Genomic DNA, 18218 nt, shown 5'->3' on the forward strand with positions numbered 1-18218 from the left:
GCGCCGCTCGCTGACCCCTCGGAGGCCCCCCATGTCCCAGGAGACGACCTACCTCGAACTGTCCGAAGTGGACGGTGCGCACAAATTCTACGAGGTCATCGTCGACAACGCCACGCTGACTGTGCGCTACGGCCGGATCGGCGACCAGGGGCAGGTCAAGGCCAGTGCCTATCCGGACAACACCCGGGCCCGGGCCGCCGCGGCGAAGAAGATCGGGGAGAAGGTCCGCAAGGGCTACGCGCCGGCGGTCCCCGGCGTCCGCCAGAAGCGCACCGTGTCGCGGCGGCAGATCGTGAGCACCCGCTCCACCGCCCACACCGCCCCGGTGCTCTGGCGCTACGACTCCGGCGCCCCCGCCTTCGGCATCTTCGTCGACGGGCGGCACTGCATGGTCGGCAACGAGCACGGAGTCATCACCACGCTCGACCACGACGCCCAGGTGCGCAGCCAGGTCCGCCTTCCCGACGGGGTGAAGTGCATAGTCGCCGACGACGCCTGGATCTACGCCGGCTGCGACGACGGCAACGTCTACGACCTGTCCGGCAAGGTGCCCCGGGTGGCGTACGCCATCGCGCCGGAGATCGACATCTACTGGCTGGACATCCACGACGGCGTCCTCGGCGTCTCCGACGCCGACGGCGGGATCACCGCCGTCGACCACGAGGACGAGTTCCTGTGGCGTCGCCCCGGGCGGGGGCGTTCGGCCTGGATGGTGCGGTGCGACGACGACGCCATCTACCACGGCCACTCGCAGGGAGTGACCGGCTACGAGTGGCGTACCGGCAGCGAACTGTGGCACACCACCACCGGTTCGGTGCTCTTCGGCTGGCAGGAGCACGGCAGTGTGTTCGCCGGCACCAGCAGCCGCCAGGTGGTGCGGCTGTCCAAGTCGGGCCACCCCGAACGCACCTACCTGTGCGACGCCCCGGTCTTCTCCTGCGCCACCGCCGAGGGCGGCGAGTACGTCTTCGCCGGCGACAGCCAGTCCTCGATCTACTGCTTCGACGCGGCGGGCACCCGGCTGTGGAAGCTCGGCACCGGCTGCGGCTCGGCGTACTCCATGCAGTACCACGACGACCGGCTCTACGTGGTGACCACCGGCGGCCATCTGGCCTGCATCGACGCGAGCGAGCCGGCGATCCGCGCGGCGCAGGCCGGGAACGTGCCCCAGGTACGCGACATCAAGGCCCCCCGCCAGGCGCCCCAGCAGGCGCAACCGACGATCGTCGAGGTGACCAGCGACGCGGGCGCGGGCGTGGTCGTGCAGTGCCTGGACGATCGGGGGCGGTTGCGGGTTCAGGTGCTCTCCGACGGCTACCGGCGCGACTGGTCGGTGCAGTTCCCCAAGGGGATTCGCGAGCCGGGTGCCCGCTACCTGGTGACCGAGGTGCGCGAGTCCAGCCGCGGTGGTTACTACCGCGCGTACGGCGACATCCGCCGGCTGCGCTGAGCGGCGAGCGCACCGCCTCGCCACCGAGGGGTCCCCGGTCGCGCCCGTCAGTGTCGTAGGGTGCCGCCATGGCGCACCCCGTCCGGGCCAACGGCGACGCCAGCAGGGCCTGGTGGGCTGCCCCGCCGACGGGGCGAGTGAGTCACCTGCCGGGCATCGACCCGGAGCTGCTGCGGGTCGCACTCGACCCGTTACCACCGGCAGCGCCCGCGATCGTGCACTACCGGCCCACCGTGGCACTCCCCCTCGGTGACCTCGTGGACACCCTGCTCGACCAACTGGACACCGCGGCCCTGGCGATGTTCCCCAGCTGGCTGACGGGGGCCGACCATGTCGACGGCGAGGGCACGCTCGGCGTGGCGGCGGTTCGGGCACTCGCGGCCCGTACCGCCGCCCGCTCCCGGCACTTCGGCCCGTTCCTGGCCGACCTCGCCGAGCGGGGGCTGCGCGGCCCGCACCGCCCCGGCGGCCGGTCCCGCTTCGCCCCGGGGGTACGCGCCGCCGGGCTCGCCCGGGTGATCGCCGACGCGTACGACCGGGAAGGTTGCGTACTCGTCGTGGCTCTGCCCGACCTGGACGCCGACGCCGAGCGGACGCTGGTGGCCGCCGCCGAGTGGCTGGTGCGGCACGGTGGCTTCACTGTGTGGTTGACCGGCGGACCGTTGCGCCACGCCGACCGGGTGCGCTCGGTGCCGATGCCGGTGCCGGCGCGATTCGCCGAGCTGGCCGGCCCGACCGATCGGATTGCGGCCATCGCCGCCGAGCCGGAGTCGACGGTGCTGGCCTGGCCGCCGATCGCTGGCGTGCCCCGCTCGGACAGCGCCGCCGAGCAGGCCCTGGAACGCGCGCTCGCGCCGCACGACTGGGCGCGCGGCCGGCGGTGGAACCAGACCTACGAGTGGCACGTCCTGGCCACGGCGTACCGTCTGGATCTGTTTTGGCCCACGGAGGGTCTTGCGGTCGAGGTGGACGGCCCGGAGCATCGTGGGCGAATCGCTTTCGCCAACGATCGGCGGAGAGACGTCCAGCTGCAACTCCTCGGGCTGGACGTGCTCCGCTTCACCAACGAGCAGGTGCTCACCGACGCGCCGGCGGTGGTCGACGGGATCCGTCGGCTGCTGGCCCGGCGACGTACGGGCGGCACGCACCCCCACGGAGATGAGACATCATGACGAGCCCGGCGGACGTCCCGCACCTGACGCCGAACCAGATCAACGCCCTCGTGGTGCTGATGGTCGAGGCACGCCGACTCACAAACGTCGAGCTGAAAGAGCTGGCCGGTTTCACGCTGACCGGCAAGGACAACACGAAACTCGTCGACCTGGGCCTGGTGGACACCGATCGGACGCACCGGCCCTTCGCCCACGAGCTGACCGACGAGGGCTGGCGGGTGGCACGTCAGTTGCACACCGCCGCGCCACCGAAGCAGGGCGGCTCGACGACCCGGTCCCTGTTCGTCGTCCTGTCCAACCTGCACCGTTCGCTGGACCGGCTCCGGGTCAGCCACGGCGATTTCTTCAAGCAGACCGAGGCAACGGCCCCGGCGACCAGAGAGCCGGGACACGAAGCGCCGGCACCCACTGCGACAGCGACGACGGGGGCACCGGCGGCGGCACCGGTGTCAGCGGTGGAGGTGGAGGCGCTGGTTCGCTCGGCGTACCGGGATCTGGCCACCGCGCCGGGCGCATGGGTCGGCCTCGCCGACGTCCGCGACCGGCTCGCCGACACCGACCGGGCCGCCCTCGACGCGGCGTTGCGGGCGATGGTCGGCCGAGAGGACGTCCGCATCATCCCGGTGGCGAACACCAAGTCACTGACCGCACGGGACCGGGCTGCGGCCGTCCGCATCGGGAACGAGGACAACCACGCCCTGGCGATCGGCCCGGCATGATCTCGGAGGACCAGCGGGCCGCGCTGGAAGCGGTCAGTCTCAACCCGGCGGTCACCCCGGACGACGTCTGGCGACCCAGCCCGCACAACGTGCCGGAGCTGCACGAGAAGGTGGCCGCGGAGATTCTGCGCGGGGTGGCGCGGGCCCGCACCGACGACACGAGCATGCCGCTCGGCGTGGCCATGCAGGGCCGCGCGGGCGCCGGCAAGACGCACCTGCTCGGGGCGGTCCGCGAACGGATCCAGGGCGACGGCGGCTACTTCTTCCTCGTCGACATGGTCAGTGGCAAGACGTTCTGGGAGAGCGTGGCCCTGGCCCTGGTGGAGGGGATGGGCCGCCCCCACGTCGGCTGGGGCACCCAGTTGAAGACGTTCCTGCGTCGACTCACCCCGCAGCTCGGTCTGCCGGTGGAGGTTCGCGACGCGGTCGCCGGCACCCGACCGGTGACCCGTGCGCAGCTCGACACCTTCATCTGGGCGCTGCGCGAGCGCGATCGGGAGGTCGGGCGGGATGCCCAGGACACCGCCCGGGCGCTCGTCCTGCACGGCGCCATCGACTTCGAGGCACAGGACGTCGGTTACGCCCACCTGATCTCCGAAGCCGGTGACCCGGCCGCACGGGCGGCGTGGGGGTTGAGCGCCGCGATCCGCACCCCCCAGCAGGTCGTGCAGGACATCTCCCGGCTGATGGCCCTGACCCTGGACCCCACTGTCATCGCCGTGGACCAGCTCGACACGCTGTTCGCCCAGACCAGCACCTCACTGCTCAACCAGCATCAGGGTCTGGAGGACGGCCAGGCCAGGGTGCTCGGCCCGATCGCCGACGGCCTGCTCAAGCTGCGCGACATCACCCGCCGCACGCTTGTCGTCGTCTCGTGCCTGCCGGACACCTGGGTGCTGATGAGCCGCAGCGCGCCCACCCCGGTCGCTGACCGCTTCCGTACGGCGACCCTGCCGGACCGGATCCCCACCCCGGAGATCGGGCAGGCGATCGTGGCGAAGCGCCTCTCCGCCGCGTTCGCGGGCATGTTCTTCGGGCCACCGCACCCCACCTGGCCGATCGCCCCCGCCGCCTTCGCCGACGCACCCACCCTGACGCCACGCGCCCTGCTCCGCCGGGTGGACCGCCACATCGCCTGGTGCCGTGACCGCGACGACGTGATCGAGCTGGATCGGCTGATCGACGGCGCCGACTCGACGCCGACCGTCAGCACCGCCCGGGGCGCCGCCGCCGATCCGACGACTGACGAGCGCCGCCTGCACGAGTTGGACGCACGGTTCGCCGAACTGGTCGAGGCCGCCGACGTGTCGGCCGCAGTCGACCCGAAGAGCGAGGACGAGCACATGCCGCCGCTGCTCGCAGCCGGCCTGGCCGCCTGGATCGCCGAGCAGGCGCCGACCGGCGCCACCTACAAGTACGATCCGCCGCCCGGCCGCAAGCCGGCGCTGCACGGGCGGCTCATCGAGGTGCTCGACGAGGCCACCGAGAACGAGGCGCACTGGTGCTTCCGGGCCGTCGCGCACCCCAATGCCGTCGCCGTCACCGCCCGGGTCAAGGCCGCCTGCACCCTCGCGGGATTGGACCGGGACCTGCCACAACGGCGGCTGATCCTGCTGCGCAACGGTCCGTGGCCCACCGGTAAGCGTACGACCGAGGTGTTGACAGGCTTCGACGCGGCCGGCGGCCTGCGGTGTGCCGTGCCGGAGGCGGACCTGCGGGTCTTCGCGGCGCTGCGGGTGATGGCGGCCGAACCGTCCACCGCCTTGCAGGAGTGGCTGGTGGCCCGGCGTCCGGCCAGCGGCACCGAGCTGTTCCGCGCGGTCCTGCCCGGGCCCGACGGCACCCGCGGCGGTGACCAGCCGCCGACGCCCGACGACGAGCCACCGTCGGGCGGCAGCGAATCCGACCCGACGAACGCGCCGGCCGCCGACGTCCCCGCCGACGTGTCGACCGGTGCGGCAGCCGAGCCCGTACCCGCTGATCCGGCCGACCCCACGGTCGGCGGGGGCGGTCGGGCCGTCGGGCTGGGACGGACCGTCGACGGCGGTCACCCCTTCACGGTTGCCCTGGAGTCGCTGCGCCGCCACGCCGTCGTGTTCGCCGGGTCCGGCTCGGGCAAGACCGTGCTGATCCGCCGGCTGGTCGAGGAGTGCGCCCGCGAGGGGGTCTCCGCGATCGTGCTCGACCCCAACAACGACCTCGCCCGGCTCGGCGACCCGTGGCCCGACCCGCCGGGCGGCTGGGGGCCCGGCGACGCCGAACGCGCCGCCGACTACCTCGCGCACACCGAGGTGGTGGTGTGGACGCCCCGGGTCACCGCCGGTCGGCCGTTGAGCTTCCAACCACTGCCCGACTTCACCTCACTGCGGGACTGGCCCGACGAGTTCGACCAGGCCGTCCGCTCCGCCGTGGAGGCGCTCGCGCCACGGGCGGGCGTGGACCGCTCCAGCCGGCTCGCCCAGCAGGGCAAGGCCGTCCTCACCGAGGCCCTCCAGGCGTACGCGCGCAGTGGGATGGTCGGCCTGCCCGGCTTCACCGAGTTCCTCACCGATCTGCCCGAGGGGGTCAGTCGGCTGGCCCGCGCCGGGAAGCTCGCCGAGGAGTTGGCCGAGGCGCTCAAGGCGGCGATGGTCACCGATCCGCTCTTCGGTGGGGTCGGCGCGCCCGCCGACCCAGGGCTGCTGCTGACGCCGTCGGCGGGGCGGCGGGCCCGGGTGTCGGTGATCAGTTTCGTCGGCCTCACCTCCGACCAGGAGCGACAGAGCTTCGTCAACCAGTTGCAGATGGCGCTCTTCGCCTGGATCAAGCGGCACCCCGCCGGTGACCGACCGCTGGGCGGGTTGTTCGTGATGGACGAGGCGCAGACGCTCGCGCCGTCGACCGGCACCACCGCCTGCACGGCCAGCTCGATCGCGTTGGCCTCGCAGGCCCGCAAGTACGGGCTCGGGCTGGTCTTCGCCACCCAGGCGCCAAAGGGTCTGCACAACCAGATCTCCGGCAACGCGACGACGCAGTTCTTCGGGCTGCTCAACGCGCCGGCACAGATCGACGCGGCCCGGCAGCTCGCCGAGGCCAAGGGCGGGCGGCTGCCGGACATCGGCCTGCTCAACAGCGGCGAGTTCTACGCCGCCGGGGAGGGGTTCTCGTTCGTGAAGGTCCGAACCCCGCTGTGCCTGACGCACCACCCGAAAGCGCCGTTGACCCCCGAGGAGGTTGTCGCCCGCGCCCGCCCGGCTGGGTAGCCTGGGGTCATGATCTTCATTACCGCCAAGTTCCGGATCCTGGCCGAGCACGCCGACCGGTGGCCGCAGATCGCCGCCGAGTTCACCGAGGCGACCCGGGCCGAGCCGGGCTGCCTGTGGTTCGACTGGTCCCGCAGCGTGGACGATCCCACCGAGTACGTGCTGGTCGAGGCGTTCCGCGACGACCAGGCCGGCGGAGCCCACGTCCAGTCCGCGCACTTCCGCACGGCTCAGGAGACCCTGCCGCAGTACCTGGCCGAAACGCCGCGGATCGTGAACGCCACGGTGCCGCAGGAGGATTGGTCGTTGCTCGGCGAGATGGCCGTTCCCGAGGGTCGCTGAGCGCCACCGGTCAGCGGTCCGTCGACGCAGCCGGTCCGCCGTTCGCTACCCGCCGTCAGCGCAGCTGGCGGGCGGCGAACCGGGCCGGCGGGTCGGCGATCACGTCCTGCGCCGCGATCAGCTGGATCTCCCGCGTGCCCGCCGCGAGAGTGGCCTCGAGCACGGCGTAGACAGAGGCGATTGTGCGTTCCAGCGCGGTAGCTGGTGAGCCGGTAGTCCACAGGTGGGCGAGGTACAGCGCCGCTGTGACGTCGCCCCCACCGTTCGGGTTGATCGGCAGCAGCGGCGTGGTCACCGCCCAGGCGCCCTCGTCGGAGACCGCCACCACCTCCAGCGAGTCCGGCGGCAGGTCGCCGTGGAGCACGCTGGTCACCAGGACGTGCCGAGGCCCGGTCGCGCGCACGACGTCGACCGCGTCCAGCACCTCGGCCAGCGAGTTCGTGGTGCGACCGGCGAGGAAGTCCAGCTCGAAGTGGTTCGGCGTGATGATGTCCGCACGAGGCACGACGGTGTCCCGTAGGTACTCCGGAATCCCCGGCCGGACGAACATGCCCCGGCCGGCGTCGCCCATCACCGGGTCGCAGCAGTACACCGCGGCCGGGTTGGTCGCCTTCACCGTCGCCACCGCGTCCAGGATCACCGCGCCCATGGCGGGGTCGCCCTGGTAGCCGGAGAGCACCGCGTCGGCACTGCCGAGGACCCCGCGGTCCTCGATTCCGGCGATCACCTCCGCCACGTCCGCCGCCGGGAGCATCGGGCCCCGCCACGCGCCGTACCCGGTGTGGTTGGAGAAGTGCACAGTCAGGACCGGCCAGACCTCGTGCCCGAGGCGTTGCAGCGAAAAGGCCGCAGCCGAGTTGCCGACGTGACCGTAGGCGACCGACGACTGGATGGACAGGATCTTCACCGGCCCATCATCGCCGCTACGGCCGGCGGCGCGGCGACGGCCCGCCGAATCTGTCGGGTGGCCCACTCGTCGCCCAGGCGGCGGACGGCACTGACGGGCGGCCCGGACCGTGTCGTCCGGGCCGCCCGAGCGGTGGCGGGGCGACCGACGCGCTGGGTGGCCGTCCCCGTCGTACGGTCAGCCGCCGAGGCTCGCCGCGGCCGAGGCGATCGATGAGGCGAAGTAGCTCACCTGGGTGTAGACACCCGGGTAGTTGGGCCGGGCGCAGCCGTTGCCCCAGCTGACGATGCCGACCTGGATCCAGGCGTTGGAGGCGTCGCGGCGGAACATCGGGCCGCCCGAGTCACCCTGGCAGGTGTCGGTGCCGCCGCTGGCATAGCCGGCGCAGATCTCCTGCGCGGGGATGAGATCCCCGCCGTAGTTGGCGTTGCAGGTGGAGTCGCTGACGAACGGCACGTTCGCCTTGAGCAGGTAGCGCTGCTGGCCGCCACCCTCCCGCGCGGCGCCCCAACCAGCCACCGTGAAGGTGCCGCTGTCGTACGCGGTGGTGCTGGCGATCGGCAGCGTGCTCAGGCCGGTGACGGGGCTGGCCAACCGGATCAGCGCCCAGTCCCGGCCGGCGCCGTTGTAGCCGGGCGCACGGTAGACGTAGTTGGACCGGACGGTGATCCGGCTGGACGACTGGAGGTCGACCGACCCGAGCGTCGCGGTGATGCTGGTGTTGGTGCCGGTCGCACCGACGCAGTGTGCCGCGGTGAGCACCAGCCGGGGGCTGTAGAGCGCCCCACCGCAGCCCATCGAGAGACGCACCATGAAGGGGAACTCGCCCTGAGCGGCGCGGGTGCCACCGACGACGTTCGGCGTGATGGGACTGTCGGCCGCGGCGGCCGGCGCGGTGAGGGTCAGGCTGGCCGCGGTCACCGCAGCCAACGCGGTGGCCAGCAGGCCAGTGAGGGTACGCCAGCGAACCATGCATTCCTCCGCATCAGGGTGGCGCGCCTCGTGAGCGCACCGCAGTCGAGATAGCGGTCATCATATTGAGGATTATGGATCTAGTGGGTCATCCTCTCTGGGTCGTACCACCGGCGGTATGGATCTCGCGCGGCGCGTGGGCGACCGGCGGTCAGGCGTCCGGCGTGCCGGTGCTCTCCCGGCGGAGAAGCCGGAACGGGGTCTGCACGGTCAGCGGCCCCGCGACCTCCATGCCCTCGATGCGCGCGACGAGGCGACGCACCGCGACACGGCCGATCTCCCTCTTGTCCGGGGCGATGGTGGTGAGGGTCGGGGCAGTGAACCGCCCCTCCTCGATGTCGTCGATCCCGACCACCGCGATGTCCTCGGGCACCCGGTGACCAGCCTCGGCCAGCGCCCGCAGCGCGCCGATGGCGACCAGGTCGTTGTAACCGAACACCGCGTCCGGCGGGTCACCGAGGGCGAGCAGGTCACGCATGGCGCGCATGCCGTCGAGCCGGCCGAACGCCTCGGTGCCGGCGACCAGCAGTGGTCGGTACGGCAGGCCGGCGGCAGCCAGGGCCTCCCGGTAACCCCGGACCCGCAGGTGGGCCGACTGCCGGTCACCTCCCGGGGTGGCGCCGATGAACGCTATCCGGCGACGGCCGATCGCCACGAGATGTTGGATCGCCACGTGACTGGCGGCCACGTTGTCGATCGCGATGTGGTCGTGTGGCACGTCGTAGACCCCCTCGCCGATCAACACGAGCGGGCTGCCGGCCGTCCGGGCCAGCACCTCCTCCCGGCCGATGCGCACCGGGCTGAGGATCAGGCCGTCGATGATGCGCTGTCGGGAGCCGTCGAGGAGCGCCAGCTCCGCCTCCCGGTCCGCGGCGGTGTTCTCCATGACCAGCGTGTAGCCGAGCGCGGCGGCCTCGGAGATGGCGATCTCGGCGAGCTCGGCGAAGTACGGGTTGGTCAGTTCCGGGATGGCCAGGGCGATCAGGCCGGTACGGCCCCGGCGGAGGTGCCGGGCGCCGAGGTTGGGGCTGTAACCGAGTTCGTCGATCGCCTGCTGCACCCGTTGTCGGGTCCGCTCCCCCACCGGCCGGTACCCGTTCACCACGTTCGAGACGGTGGCCAGCGAGACACCGGCGCGCTGGGCGATGTCCTTCAGGTTGACGACCATCCCCAGCCTTTCGGGAATTCGACCGGCGGGTCGACCGGGCATTGATGAACAAGCATTGACGGGAGGGTCGGCGCGGCTCTATAACGTTATACAGGTGATGATGGATGTCAATATGCCGGTCACCGTTGGCGCGTGGAGATCCCACCGACATCCGTCGCTGACGCCCGTCCCCCGTCAATGACCACCCGATGCCCACCACCCGCGCGCTTCGGGCCTGGCTGCACCGCCCGCGGCGACTCGTCCCCCCGGAGACGGCATGACACGTCACGTCCCCATCCGCCCCGCCCTACCTCTGCTGCTCGCCATCGCCCTGGTCGCCGGCGTTCTCGCCGCGCCCGCCTCACCGGCGTACGCCGCACCGGCCAAGACGCCGCCACTGAGCACCCCCTGGACCAGCCAGGCGCTGACCGGCACACCGCTGCCCGAGTACCCGCGACCCCAGATGACACGGCCGGACTGGCTCAACCTCAACGGCGAGTGGCAACTACGCCAGTCGACGACCGACGACGCCCCGCAGTTCGGCACCAACCTGCCCGAGCGGGTCAACGTGCCCTTCCCGGTGGAGAGCGCCCTGTCCGGCATCCAACGGGCCGCCAACGACAACCGCAACTACCTGTTCTATCGACGGACCGTCACCATCCCGGCGAACTGGTCGGGTCGGCGCACCCTGCTGCACTTCGGCGCCGTCGACTGGCAGAGCACCGTCTGGGTCAACGGTGTCCGCGTCGGCGCGCACACCGGCGGCTACGACGCCTTCACATTCGACGTGACGCCCCAGCTCACCACCGGGACGAACGAGATCGTCGTCAAGGTCTGGGATCCCACCGACACCCGGCAGAACGGCAGCCTGCCCGCCATCGGCAAGCAGACCAAGACACCTGGCGGGATCTTCTACACCCCCAGCTCCGGCATCTGGCAGACGGTGTGGATGGAACCGGTGCCCGCCGCGTCGATCAGCAGCGTGGACGTCTACCCGAACCTGAGCAACAACACAGTGCGGGTCCGGGTCTTCACCAGGGGCGACGTGAGCGGCCACAGCGTGCTCGCCGAGACGCTGAACGGCACCACAGTGGTGGGCTCGGCCACTGGCGGCTTCACCGACTTCAGCGTGCCGGTGCCCAACGCCCGCCGCTGGTCACCCGACGACCCGTTCCTCTACAACCTCCGGGTGACGCTGCGCGGCGCCACCGGCGCCACAGCGGACCGGACCACGCACTACTTCGGCATGCGGGAGATCACCACCGGCCTGGTCGACGGGGTGCTGCGCCCCAAGCTCAACGGCCAGTTCGTGTTCCAGGTCGGCACCCTCGACCAGGGCTACTGGCCGGACGGGCTCTACACCGCGCCCACCGACGCCGCCCTCGCCTTCGACCTGCAGAAACACAAGGACCTGGGCTTCAACATGGTGCGCAAGCACATCAAGGTCGAGCCGCAGCGCTGGTTCTACCACGCCGACCGGCTCGGCCTGCTGGTCTGGCAGGACATCCCGTCGCTGACCGCACAGGACGTCGACCCCACCGATGCCCAGCAGGCGCAGTTCGAGGCCGAGGCACGCGAGATCGTCGACGAGCACCGCAGCTCACCCGCCGTGATCGCGTACACGCCCTACAACGAGGGCTGGGGCGAGCGGTCCCTCGCCGACACCCGGCGGGTCGCACAGAACATCAAGAACCAGGACCCGACACGTCTGGTCAACCCGCACAGCGGCCACAACTGCTGCCAGTCGCTCGGCAACCCCGGCAACGGCGACATCGACGACTGGCATGTCTACCTCGGCCCGGACTCGCCCGTACCGTCGAGCAGCCGGATCGCGGTGCTCGGTGAGTTCGGCGGCCTGGGCCTGCACACCCCGGGCCACGAGTACAGCCCGAACGGCAGCTTCTTCGCGTACGAGTGGCAGTCCAGTTCGAACGCCCTAACCGACCGGTACGTGGGGCTGGTGCAGGGCACCCAGAACCTGATGCTCGGCAAGGGGCTCAGCGCCTCGATCTACACCGAGATCACCGACCTGGAAGGTGAGCTGAACGGGTTCCTCACCTACGACCGACAGGTGATCAAGATGGACCAGGCGCGGGTACGCGCCGCCAACACCGCCCTGATCAACGCGTCGAAGGCCATCGGCAGCTCGGCACCCGTCGCCCTGCCGGTCAACACCCGCCGGTCGTTGCGGGTGACCACGCCCGGCTTCACCAACCGCTACCTACGCCACCAGGAGAGCCTGGCCTACACGGAGGTGGTCGACGCCGCGAGTTCCAGCCTGCTCAAGGCCGACGCCACGTACGTGATCCGGCCGGGCCTGGCCGGTGCCGGTTGCTACTCGTTCGAGTCTGTCAACTTTCCCGGGCAGTACCTGCGCCACCAGAACTCCCGGGTCCGCAACTCGCCAGACGACGGCTCCGCGCTGCTGCGCGCCGACGCCACCTGGTGCGCCCGCACCGGGCTGACCGGCACCGGCGTGTCGCTGGAGTCGTACAACTTCAGAGGTAGGTACCTGCGGCACTACAACGCGGAGGTCTGGCTCAGCAACGGCGCCGGCGGAGACGCGTACAACACGCCGACGTCGTGGACGGCCGACAGCACCTGGAGCATCGCCGCCCCGTGGGCACCGTGACCGCTGTGCGCTGAGCCCTGAGCGCACCGTCAGGACAAGAAGAAGCGCGGGGGTTCCGGTGTGGCCGGAACCCCTGCGACGCGTGGACGGTGTCGCGGGCCGACTCCGCCCGCCCGGGGCTCGGCCCCTCCCAGTCGGCGCTGACGCCTTCCGTCGCGGTCGATGACCGGACTCCGGCGTCACTCGTCGCCTCGGGGGTCGTTTCCCCGGTCATGAGCGAGAGCGGCGCGTTGATTGCACAGTTCGGCCGGGTCGACTTCACGGCAAGGACCGAGCCGCAACTTGCATACGGCCAGGTTCGCTCGGCTGTTGCAACACGCAATTATGCCGACCAATAAATAGACAAGAATCAATCTTGACTTGTACGGCCGGTCAGCGCACCGTAAAAAGCCAGAGGCAGATGCACGCCATTATCGGCCCGGCTGAAGTGGATCGCCAAATGTGGGCGCTGCCGGTTCCGCGCCGGGCGCATCAGGAGGCTTTCATGCGGTTGAATCCGTTCGCCGGAGTCTATCTCACCGATCCGGCAAGCATGTGGCGGCGCATTCTCGACCATCCCGACGGGGCGCACTACGCCGAGGATCTGGGCCTGTGGTTGATCAGCCGGCACGCAGATGTCCGGCGGGCCCTCGCCGACGCTACGACATTCGCCAACGCCCTCACCCTCGCCCCGGTCTACGAGGTGTGCCCACCGGCACTGAACGTCATCATGCAGATCGACGCGCCACCCACGACGGCCGCCGCCGATCCACCGACGCACCCGCGCACCCGGCGGGCCCTGCGGGCGACCTTCGCGAACACCGCCGAGCGGGTCGAGGCCGAGTACGGGGCGATCATCCGACGCCGGGTCGACCAGTTGGTGTCCCGTCTCGCCACCCGTCAGGGCGATCAGGTCGACCTGATCCCGGAGCTCGCGACCGAACTTCCTCTGCTGGTGGTCCTGGACATCCTCGGGGTGCCCGACGCCGACATCGGACGGATCCGGAGTTGGGCGGACGGTCAGATCGCCCTCGTCTGGGGGCAGCCGGACCCGGCCGAGCAGGTACGCCTGGCGCAGGGCCTGCTGGAGTTCTGGCACTACTGCGAGGACCTGGTCCGCCAGCGGGTGGACAGTGGACACCGGGGCGAGGACTTCATCAGCCGGTCCCTGGACTACCGGGACGACGACGACAGCGTGCTCACGGTGCCCGAGGTGGCGAGCCTTGCCTTCAACCTCCTGGTCGCGGGCCACGAGACCACCGCCGGGTTGCTCGCGCACGCCCTCGACCAGGCCCTGTCCGCTCCCCAACGCTGGTCGGCGATCACCGCGAACCCGGGGCTCCTCCCCGCCTTCGTGAGCGAGACGCTCCGGTTCGCGCCCGCCATCGACGGCTGGCTGCGCGTGACCACCCGTGATGTCACAGTGGGGGCGGCGACGATCCCCGCCGGGGCGCGTTGCCTGCTGTTGATCGGTGCGGCGAACCGGGACCCGGCGGCGTTCCATGACCCGGACCGGTTCGACCCGCACCGGGCCGATGTGGGCAATCACCTGTCGTTCGGTCACGGTCCCCATTTCTGCATCGGTGCGGGATTGGCGCGACTTGAGGCCGGAATCGCCCTCAGCCGGCTCGCCGAAGCCATTCCCGGGCTGAGGTTGGCACCGGAGCAACACCGCTCGTACAAACCCAATGTCGCGTTTCGTGCGCACCGCACGCTGCTCGCGATAATCGACGTCACGGCGCCCGCAGACGTGCCGGCGGCACGCGACGGGGCGACGGCCGAAGTGCACGCGGCCTGAGTGGGCACGGGTGCCAGCGGTGCTGACCTGCTGACGGGTCGACTGTGGGTGGGCCGGCCTCGACAGGTCCCCACCCGGCGCGCCTCAGCGCCGGCACCGGGTCCGGCGAGGACCTTTCCCGCTTTCGCCGACGATCCATGCCGGTGAACGTCTTCACACCCATCACGTCCTGGGTTAAGAATTGCCCTCTGTGAATGTTCAACTCATCGGCCAATCTCGATCTGGCGTCCGCCGCTGAATGTCCGTTCCACGAAGGTGAGCGCATGGAGCACACGTCCCCGTCGAGCTCGGCTCACTCTGCCGCCAGTCAGCGGTTCCGACGGGAGTTGCGCGACTGCCGCGTCCAACGGGGTCTGACCCAACGAGCCCTGGCGGACCTGGTGCGGTTCAGCCGGGAGACGGTCGCGGCGGTCGAGTCAGGTCGCCGGTTCGGCAGTCACGAGTTCGCACTGCGCTGCGATGACGTGCTCGGCACCGGCGGCCGGCTGGCCGCGCTGTGGCCACGGGTCGCGGCCGAGCAGTTGGCGGCCGACGGTCGCCGAGGCCCCCGCGCGGCGGAACCAGCTCCACTGGATCGGCAGGTGCCGCGACAGCGTGGACGGCGGGACGCGCGCGACCCGGGCGCCGTGGTGGACGCGATCGACGAGCTGCGCGAGTTGATCGGCCAGGTGCTCAACGGTCAACCCGAACCGGATCAACCGGAGCGGCGGCACCCGTCGGTGGAACCCCTCGACAACCAGCGCTGACCCGGCGAATCCAGCTCGACCGCACGGCGTCACCGGTCGCTGACGTTGGGTACAGATGCTGGTACGGGCAGTTTGTACCACGGCCAGGTCTGGTCTACGAGCGCGGCTTCCGGCCGAATGGGACTTGCATTCGGCAACGTGCGGATAGACCGTCATCGACGAGTCGTGGGAGTCAATCTTGGCGTCGAGCACCCGGTCCCACGCGGCCAGACCCTACCCGACCCGGCGACGCGGCTGGAAGATAGCCGGCCGGATGCGCCTCATCGTCGTGGCCCCACTCGTCGCCGTGATCGGCTTCGCCGGTCTCGCGCTGACCGAGAGCGCACGCCAGACCGCCCGCGCCAGCGACCTGCAGATCCTGGCGCAGGTCGGTGCCGAGGCCGGCGACCTGGCCTACCGCCTGCAACGCGAACGCATCGCCGCCGCCGACCTGCTCACCTATGCCCGGCCGGAGCAGCAGGACGCCTTCGGCGCGGAGATGGCCGCCACCGATGACGCCGTCGCCCGCTACCGCGGGCAGCGTGACCGACTGTCCACCGACAACGGCGCCGGCTCGGCGCTCCTGCGGCGCATCGACGCGGCTCTGAACGGCCTCGCCCCGCTGCGCACCCAGGTGCGCACCGCCACGCACGCGTCGGTGTCGGCGATGACCTTCAGCTACCGCATCGCGATCGCCGACCTCATCAACTTTCGGGAGAACGTCTCACACGGCGTGGTGGACGCCCCACTCGCCGACGGGATCCGGGCCTCCGCGGCGCTGTCGAAGACTGCCGAGGCCATCGGCCAGCAGCAGGTGGCCGTGCTACGCGCCGTAGCGGGCGGCGAGCTGACCCCGGCGATGCAGCAGGACATCACAGCGGCCCGCACCAGCTACACCGAGTCGAGCCTGTCGTTCCTGGCCCTTGCCCCGGCCGAGTGGGGCATCTGGTGGGAGCAGGCCGGCACCGGCAAGGAGGCGCTGACCCTGCAACGGATGCAGGACGAGGTGTCCCGGGCACAGCCGGGATCGCAGCTGAAACTGGAGACCGACGCCTGGGTGTCCACCACCCAGACGCGCGCCGCCCGGCTGGCCGACCTGCGCGCCCGGGTCGACGACGCGGTCCGCGACGACGTTCGGGCCGCGCACGCCGACCAGCGCCGCAGGGCCGTGGCCGAGGCGGCCAGCGTCCTCCTGGCCCTGATCCTGACCGCGTTGGTGACCTGGGCCGTCGCACGGCAGATCACCCGACGGCTGCGCCGGCTACGGGACGCGGCCAACGCCGTTGCCTTCGAACAGCTTCCCGCCGTGGTGGCCCAACTCCAACAGCCCGGCAGCGCGGCCGTCGACCCACAGAAGCTTGCCCAACAGCAGTCCAGCGCCGCCCTCGAACCGTCCAGCGACGACGAGATAGGCGAGCTGGGGCAGGCGTTCAGCGCCGTGCACCAGGCCGCCGTGCGGACCGCCGCCGAACAGGCGGTCATGCGCGCCAACACCGCCGACATCTTCATCCACCTGAGCCGCCGCGAACAGCGACTGGTCGACGCGGTCCTGGCCCAGGTCGACCTGGTCGAGCGGGACGAAACCGACCCCGACCGGCTCGACCAGCTGTACACACTCGACAACCTGGCGACCCGGATGGGCCGGATCAACGCCAGCCTGCTGGTGCTCGGCGGTGTCGGCGTGGGTCGCGTACGCCAGCGCGACGTTCCGCTGCAACAGGTGCTCCAGGCAGCGCTGTCCCAAATCGAGCACTACGCACGGGTCCGACTCGGCATGATCGACGGGGACGTCGCGGTGGCCGCCAAGACCGTCGACGAGGTCGTGCACCTGCTCGCCGAACTCATGGACAACGCCACCACGTACTCGCCGCCGGGCAGCGAGACCTGGGTGAGCGGCCGGAGCCTGGGAGACCGCGTCATCGTCCAGATCAGCGACGAGGGTGTGGGGCTGTCCACGCAACGGATGCAGCAGCTCAACGAACTGCTGGCCCACCCACCGGCCATCGACGTGGCCGCCGTACGGGCGATGGGCCTGGTCGTCGTGGGTCAGCTCGCGGCCCGGCTGGGCGCCACAGTCCAACTGCGGCGCGGCCCCCGACGCGGCATCCTCGCCGAGGCGACACTGCCCGCGGCGATCATCCGGTCGCTGCCACCGGAGGAGTACCTGCTCGCGCCCGGCAGGCTGTCGCGGCGGGCAGCGCGGACGCCCAGCCCGCCGCCGTACCAGCCGCGCCCCGAGCCCACCGCCGGTCGCCAGCCGACCGAACGGACCCTGCCGGCCGCACCGGTCTTCCGACCGGCTCCCCCACCCCCTGACCGGGGTGACGCGCCCACCGAGGAGCTGCTCATCTTCGAACAGGTCAACCACTGGTTCCAGAACGACGTCGTCGACGGCCAGAACGGCCAGCAGTGGTCCAGCCCCGCCGACGACGCCTGGCGCACCGCTGCCCAGGCGCACACCCCCGAGGTCGCCACGACCACGAACTCCGGCCTGCCCAAACGGCAGCCGCAACGGCACCTCGTGCCCGGCGGCGTGACAGTGCCCCAGCAGCAGCAACGGTCCGAGTACCGCGACCCGGCCCAGGTGGCGACGGCGATGGCCGCGTACGCGCGGGGCGTGGCGAACCGACGGCGCACCCCGATCAACCTCGGTAACAAATGACGCGACAGGAGAGCACGTGACCGACCAACAGGATCTCGGCTGGCTGCTGGACAACTTCGCCGCGCGCGCGACCGAGGTCAGCCACGCGATCGCCATTTCCAGCGACGGCCTGATGGTGGCCGCCACCCGCGACCTGCCACCGGACCGGGCCGACCAGTTGGCCGCCACGGGTAGCGGGCTGGTCAGCCTGCTGCGGGGGGCGGCGGCCTTCTTCGACGCCGGCGCGGTGATCTCCAACGTCACCCAGCTCGAGGGCGGGTTCATGTTCTCCATGGCCTTCAACGACGGCGCATCGCTGCTGGTGCTCGCCGCGCCCGAGTGCGACGTGGGCAAGGTCTCCTACGAGATGACCGAGCTGGCCAACCGCATCGGGGACGCGCTGACCCCCGCTGCCCGGGCGGCGCTCGCCCGCAGCCGCTGACCACCCCGGCGCCCCCACGCCGGAGACCCCTTCCCCCTTCCTCTGGAGTT

Annotated in this window: 13 protein-coding genes; 10 read left to right on the top strand and 3 right to left on the bottom strand. The window is 71.1% G+C overall.

Annotated elements, in window-relative coordinates:
* The first annotated feature begins 31 nt into the window (after positions 1-31).
* The 5 genes from AB0B98_RS26010 (at position 32) to AB0B98_RS26030 (ending at position 6925) form a co-directional block, all read left to right on the top strand.
* On the top strand, positions 32-1450 hold the full coding sequence (locus AB0B98_RS26010) for a PQQ-binding-like beta-propeller repeat protein (protein WP_357365985.1): 1419 nt from the start codon (positions 32-34) through the stop codon (positions 1448-1450).
* A gap of 68 nt (positions 1451-1518) precedes the next feature.
* Positions 1519-2622, top strand: a complete 1104-nt coding sequence (locus tag AB0B98_RS26015) for a DUF559 domain-containing protein (protein ID WP_357365987.1) — start codon at positions 1519-1521, stop codon at positions 2620-2622.
* Positions 2619-3341, top strand: coding sequence for a hypothetical protein (locus tag AB0B98_RS26020; RefSeq protein WP_357365989.1), 723 nt, complete (start codon positions 2619-2621; stop codon positions 3339-3341). The genes AB0B98_RS26015 and AB0B98_RS26020 overlap by 4 nt, the downstream gene beginning before the upstream one ends.
* Positions 3338-6583 (top strand): DUF87 domain-containing protein, encoded by a 3246-nt coding sequence (locus tag AB0B98_RS26025; protein WP_357365991.1) that lies wholly within the window; start codon positions 3338-3340, stop codon positions 6581-6583. The genes AB0B98_RS26020 and AB0B98_RS26025 overlap by 4 nt, the downstream gene beginning before the upstream one ends.
* A 9-nt stretch (positions 6584-6592) precedes the next feature.
* A complete protein-coding gene (locus AB0B98_RS26030; RefSeq protein ID WP_238668449.1) occupies positions 6593-6925 on the top strand; it encodes a putative quinol monooxygenase in 333 nt (110 codons plus the stop codon).
* Between the two features lie 55 nt (positions 6926-6980).
* Here AB0B98_RS26030 and pdxY read toward each other — a convergent pair whose 3' ends face one another.
* The 3 genes from pdxY to AB0B98_RS26045 form a co-directional block, all read right to left on the bottom strand.
* The gene (pdxY, locus tag AB0B98_RS26035; RefSeq protein ID WP_357365993.1) at positions 6981-7832 is read right to left on the bottom strand and encodes a pyridoxal kinase PdxY; all 852 of its coding nucleotides are present in this window, start codon (positions 7830-7832) and stop codon (positions 6981-6983) included.
* A 177-nt stretch (positions 7833-8009) separates the two neighbouring features.
* Positions 8010-8804: a serine protease gene (locus AB0B98_RS26040; protein ID WP_357365995.1), complete on the bottom strand. Its 795-nt coding sequence runs from the start codon at positions 8802-8804 to the stop codon at positions 8010-8012.
* Between the two features lie 151 nt (positions 8805-8955).
* Positions 8956-9972, bottom strand: coding sequence for a LacI family DNA-binding transcriptional regulator (locus AB0B98_RS26045; protein ID WP_357365996.1), 1017 nt, complete (start codon positions 9970-9972; stop codon positions 8956-8958).
* A 256-nt stretch (positions 9973-10228) separates the two neighbouring features.
* Here AB0B98_RS26045 and AB0B98_RS26050 point away from each other — a divergent pair, with 256 nt between their 5' ends.
* The 5 genes from AB0B98_RS26050 (at position 10229) to AB0B98_RS26070 (ending at position 18168) form a co-directional block, all read left to right on the top strand.
* Positions 10229-12583, top strand: a complete 2355-nt coding sequence (locus AB0B98_RS26050; protein ID WP_357365999.1) for an AbfB domain-containing protein — start codon at positions 10229-10231, stop codon at positions 12581-12583.
* Positions 12584-13067: 484 nt separating this feature from the next.
* Positions 13068-14360 carry a cytochrome P450 gene (locus AB0B98_RS26055; protein WP_357366001.1) on the top strand — a complete coding sequence of 431 codons (1293 nt, stop codon included), beginning with the start codon at positions 13068-13070 and terminating at the stop codon, positions 14358-14360.
* Positions 14361-14623: 263 nt separating this feature from the next.
* Entirely contained in the window at positions 14624-15106 is a 483-nt protein-coding gene (locus tag AB0B98_RS26060) for a helix-turn-helix transcriptional regulator (RefSeq protein ID WP_238668454.1), read from the top strand.
* A 253-nt stretch (positions 15107-15359) separates the two neighbouring features.
* The gene (locus AB0B98_RS26065; protein WP_357366004.1) at positions 15360-17747 is read left to right on the top strand and encodes a nitrate- and nitrite sensing domain-containing protein; all 2388 of its coding nucleotides are present in this window, start codon (positions 15360-15362) and stop codon (positions 17745-17747) included.
* A gap of 16 nt (positions 17748-17763) precedes the next feature.
* A complete protein-coding gene (locus tag AB0B98_RS26070) occupies positions 17764-18168 on the top strand; it encodes a roadblock/LC7 domain-containing protein (protein ID WP_030490280.1) in 405 nt (134 codons plus the stop codon).
* Positions 18169-18218: the final 50 nt, after the last annotated feature.

It is taken from the genome of Micromonospora sp. NPDC048947, assembly GCF_040649495.1.
GTDB classification, from domain to species: Bacteria; Actinomycetota; Actinomycetes; order Mycobacteriales; family Micromonosporaceae; genus Micromonospora; species Micromonospora alfalfae.

Coding starts and splice junctions, on each gene's coding strand:
- AB0B98_RS26010 (WP_357365985.1), top strand. CDS start 32: ATGTCCCAGGAGACGACCTACCTCGAACTGTCCGAAGTGGACGGTGCG.
- AB0B98_RS26015 (WP_357365987.1), top strand. CDS start 1,519: ATGGCGCACCCCGTCCGGGCCAACGGCGACGCCAGCAGGGCCTGGTGG.
- AB0B98_RS26020 (WP_357365989.1), top strand. CDS start 2,619: ATGACGAGCCCGGCGGACGTCCCGCACCTGACGCCGAACCAGATCAAC.
- AB0B98_RS26025 (WP_357365991.1), top strand. CDS start 3,338: ATGATCTCGGAGGACCAGCGGGCCGCGCTGGAAGCGGTCAGTCTCAAC.
- AB0B98_RS26030 (WP_238668449.1), top strand. CDS start 6,593: ATGATCTTCATTACCGCCAAGTTCCGGATCCTGGCCGAGCACGCCGAC.
- AB0B98_RS26040 (WP_357365995.1), bottom strand. CDS start 8,804: ATGGTTCGCTGGCGTACCCTCACTGGCCTGCTGGCCACCGCGTTGGCT.
- AB0B98_RS26045 (WP_357365996.1), bottom strand. CDS start 9,972: ATGGTCGTCAACCTGAAGGACATCGCCCAGCGCGCCGGTGTCTCGCTG.
- AB0B98_RS26050 (WP_357365999.1), top strand. CDS start 10,229: ATGACACGTCACGTCCCCATCCGCCCCGCCCTACCTCTGCTGCTCGCC.
- AB0B98_RS26055 (WP_357366001.1), top strand. CDS start 13,068: ATGCGGTTGAATCCGTTCGCCGGAGTCTATCTCACCGATCCGGCAAGC.
- AB0B98_RS26060 (WP_238668454.1), top strand. CDS start 14,624: ATGGAGCACACGTCCCCGTCGAGCTCGGCTCACTCTGCCGCCAGTCAG.
- AB0B98_RS26065 (WP_357366004.1), top strand. CDS start 15,360: ATGCGCCTCATCGTCGTGGCCCCACTCGTCGCCGTGATCGGCTTCGCC.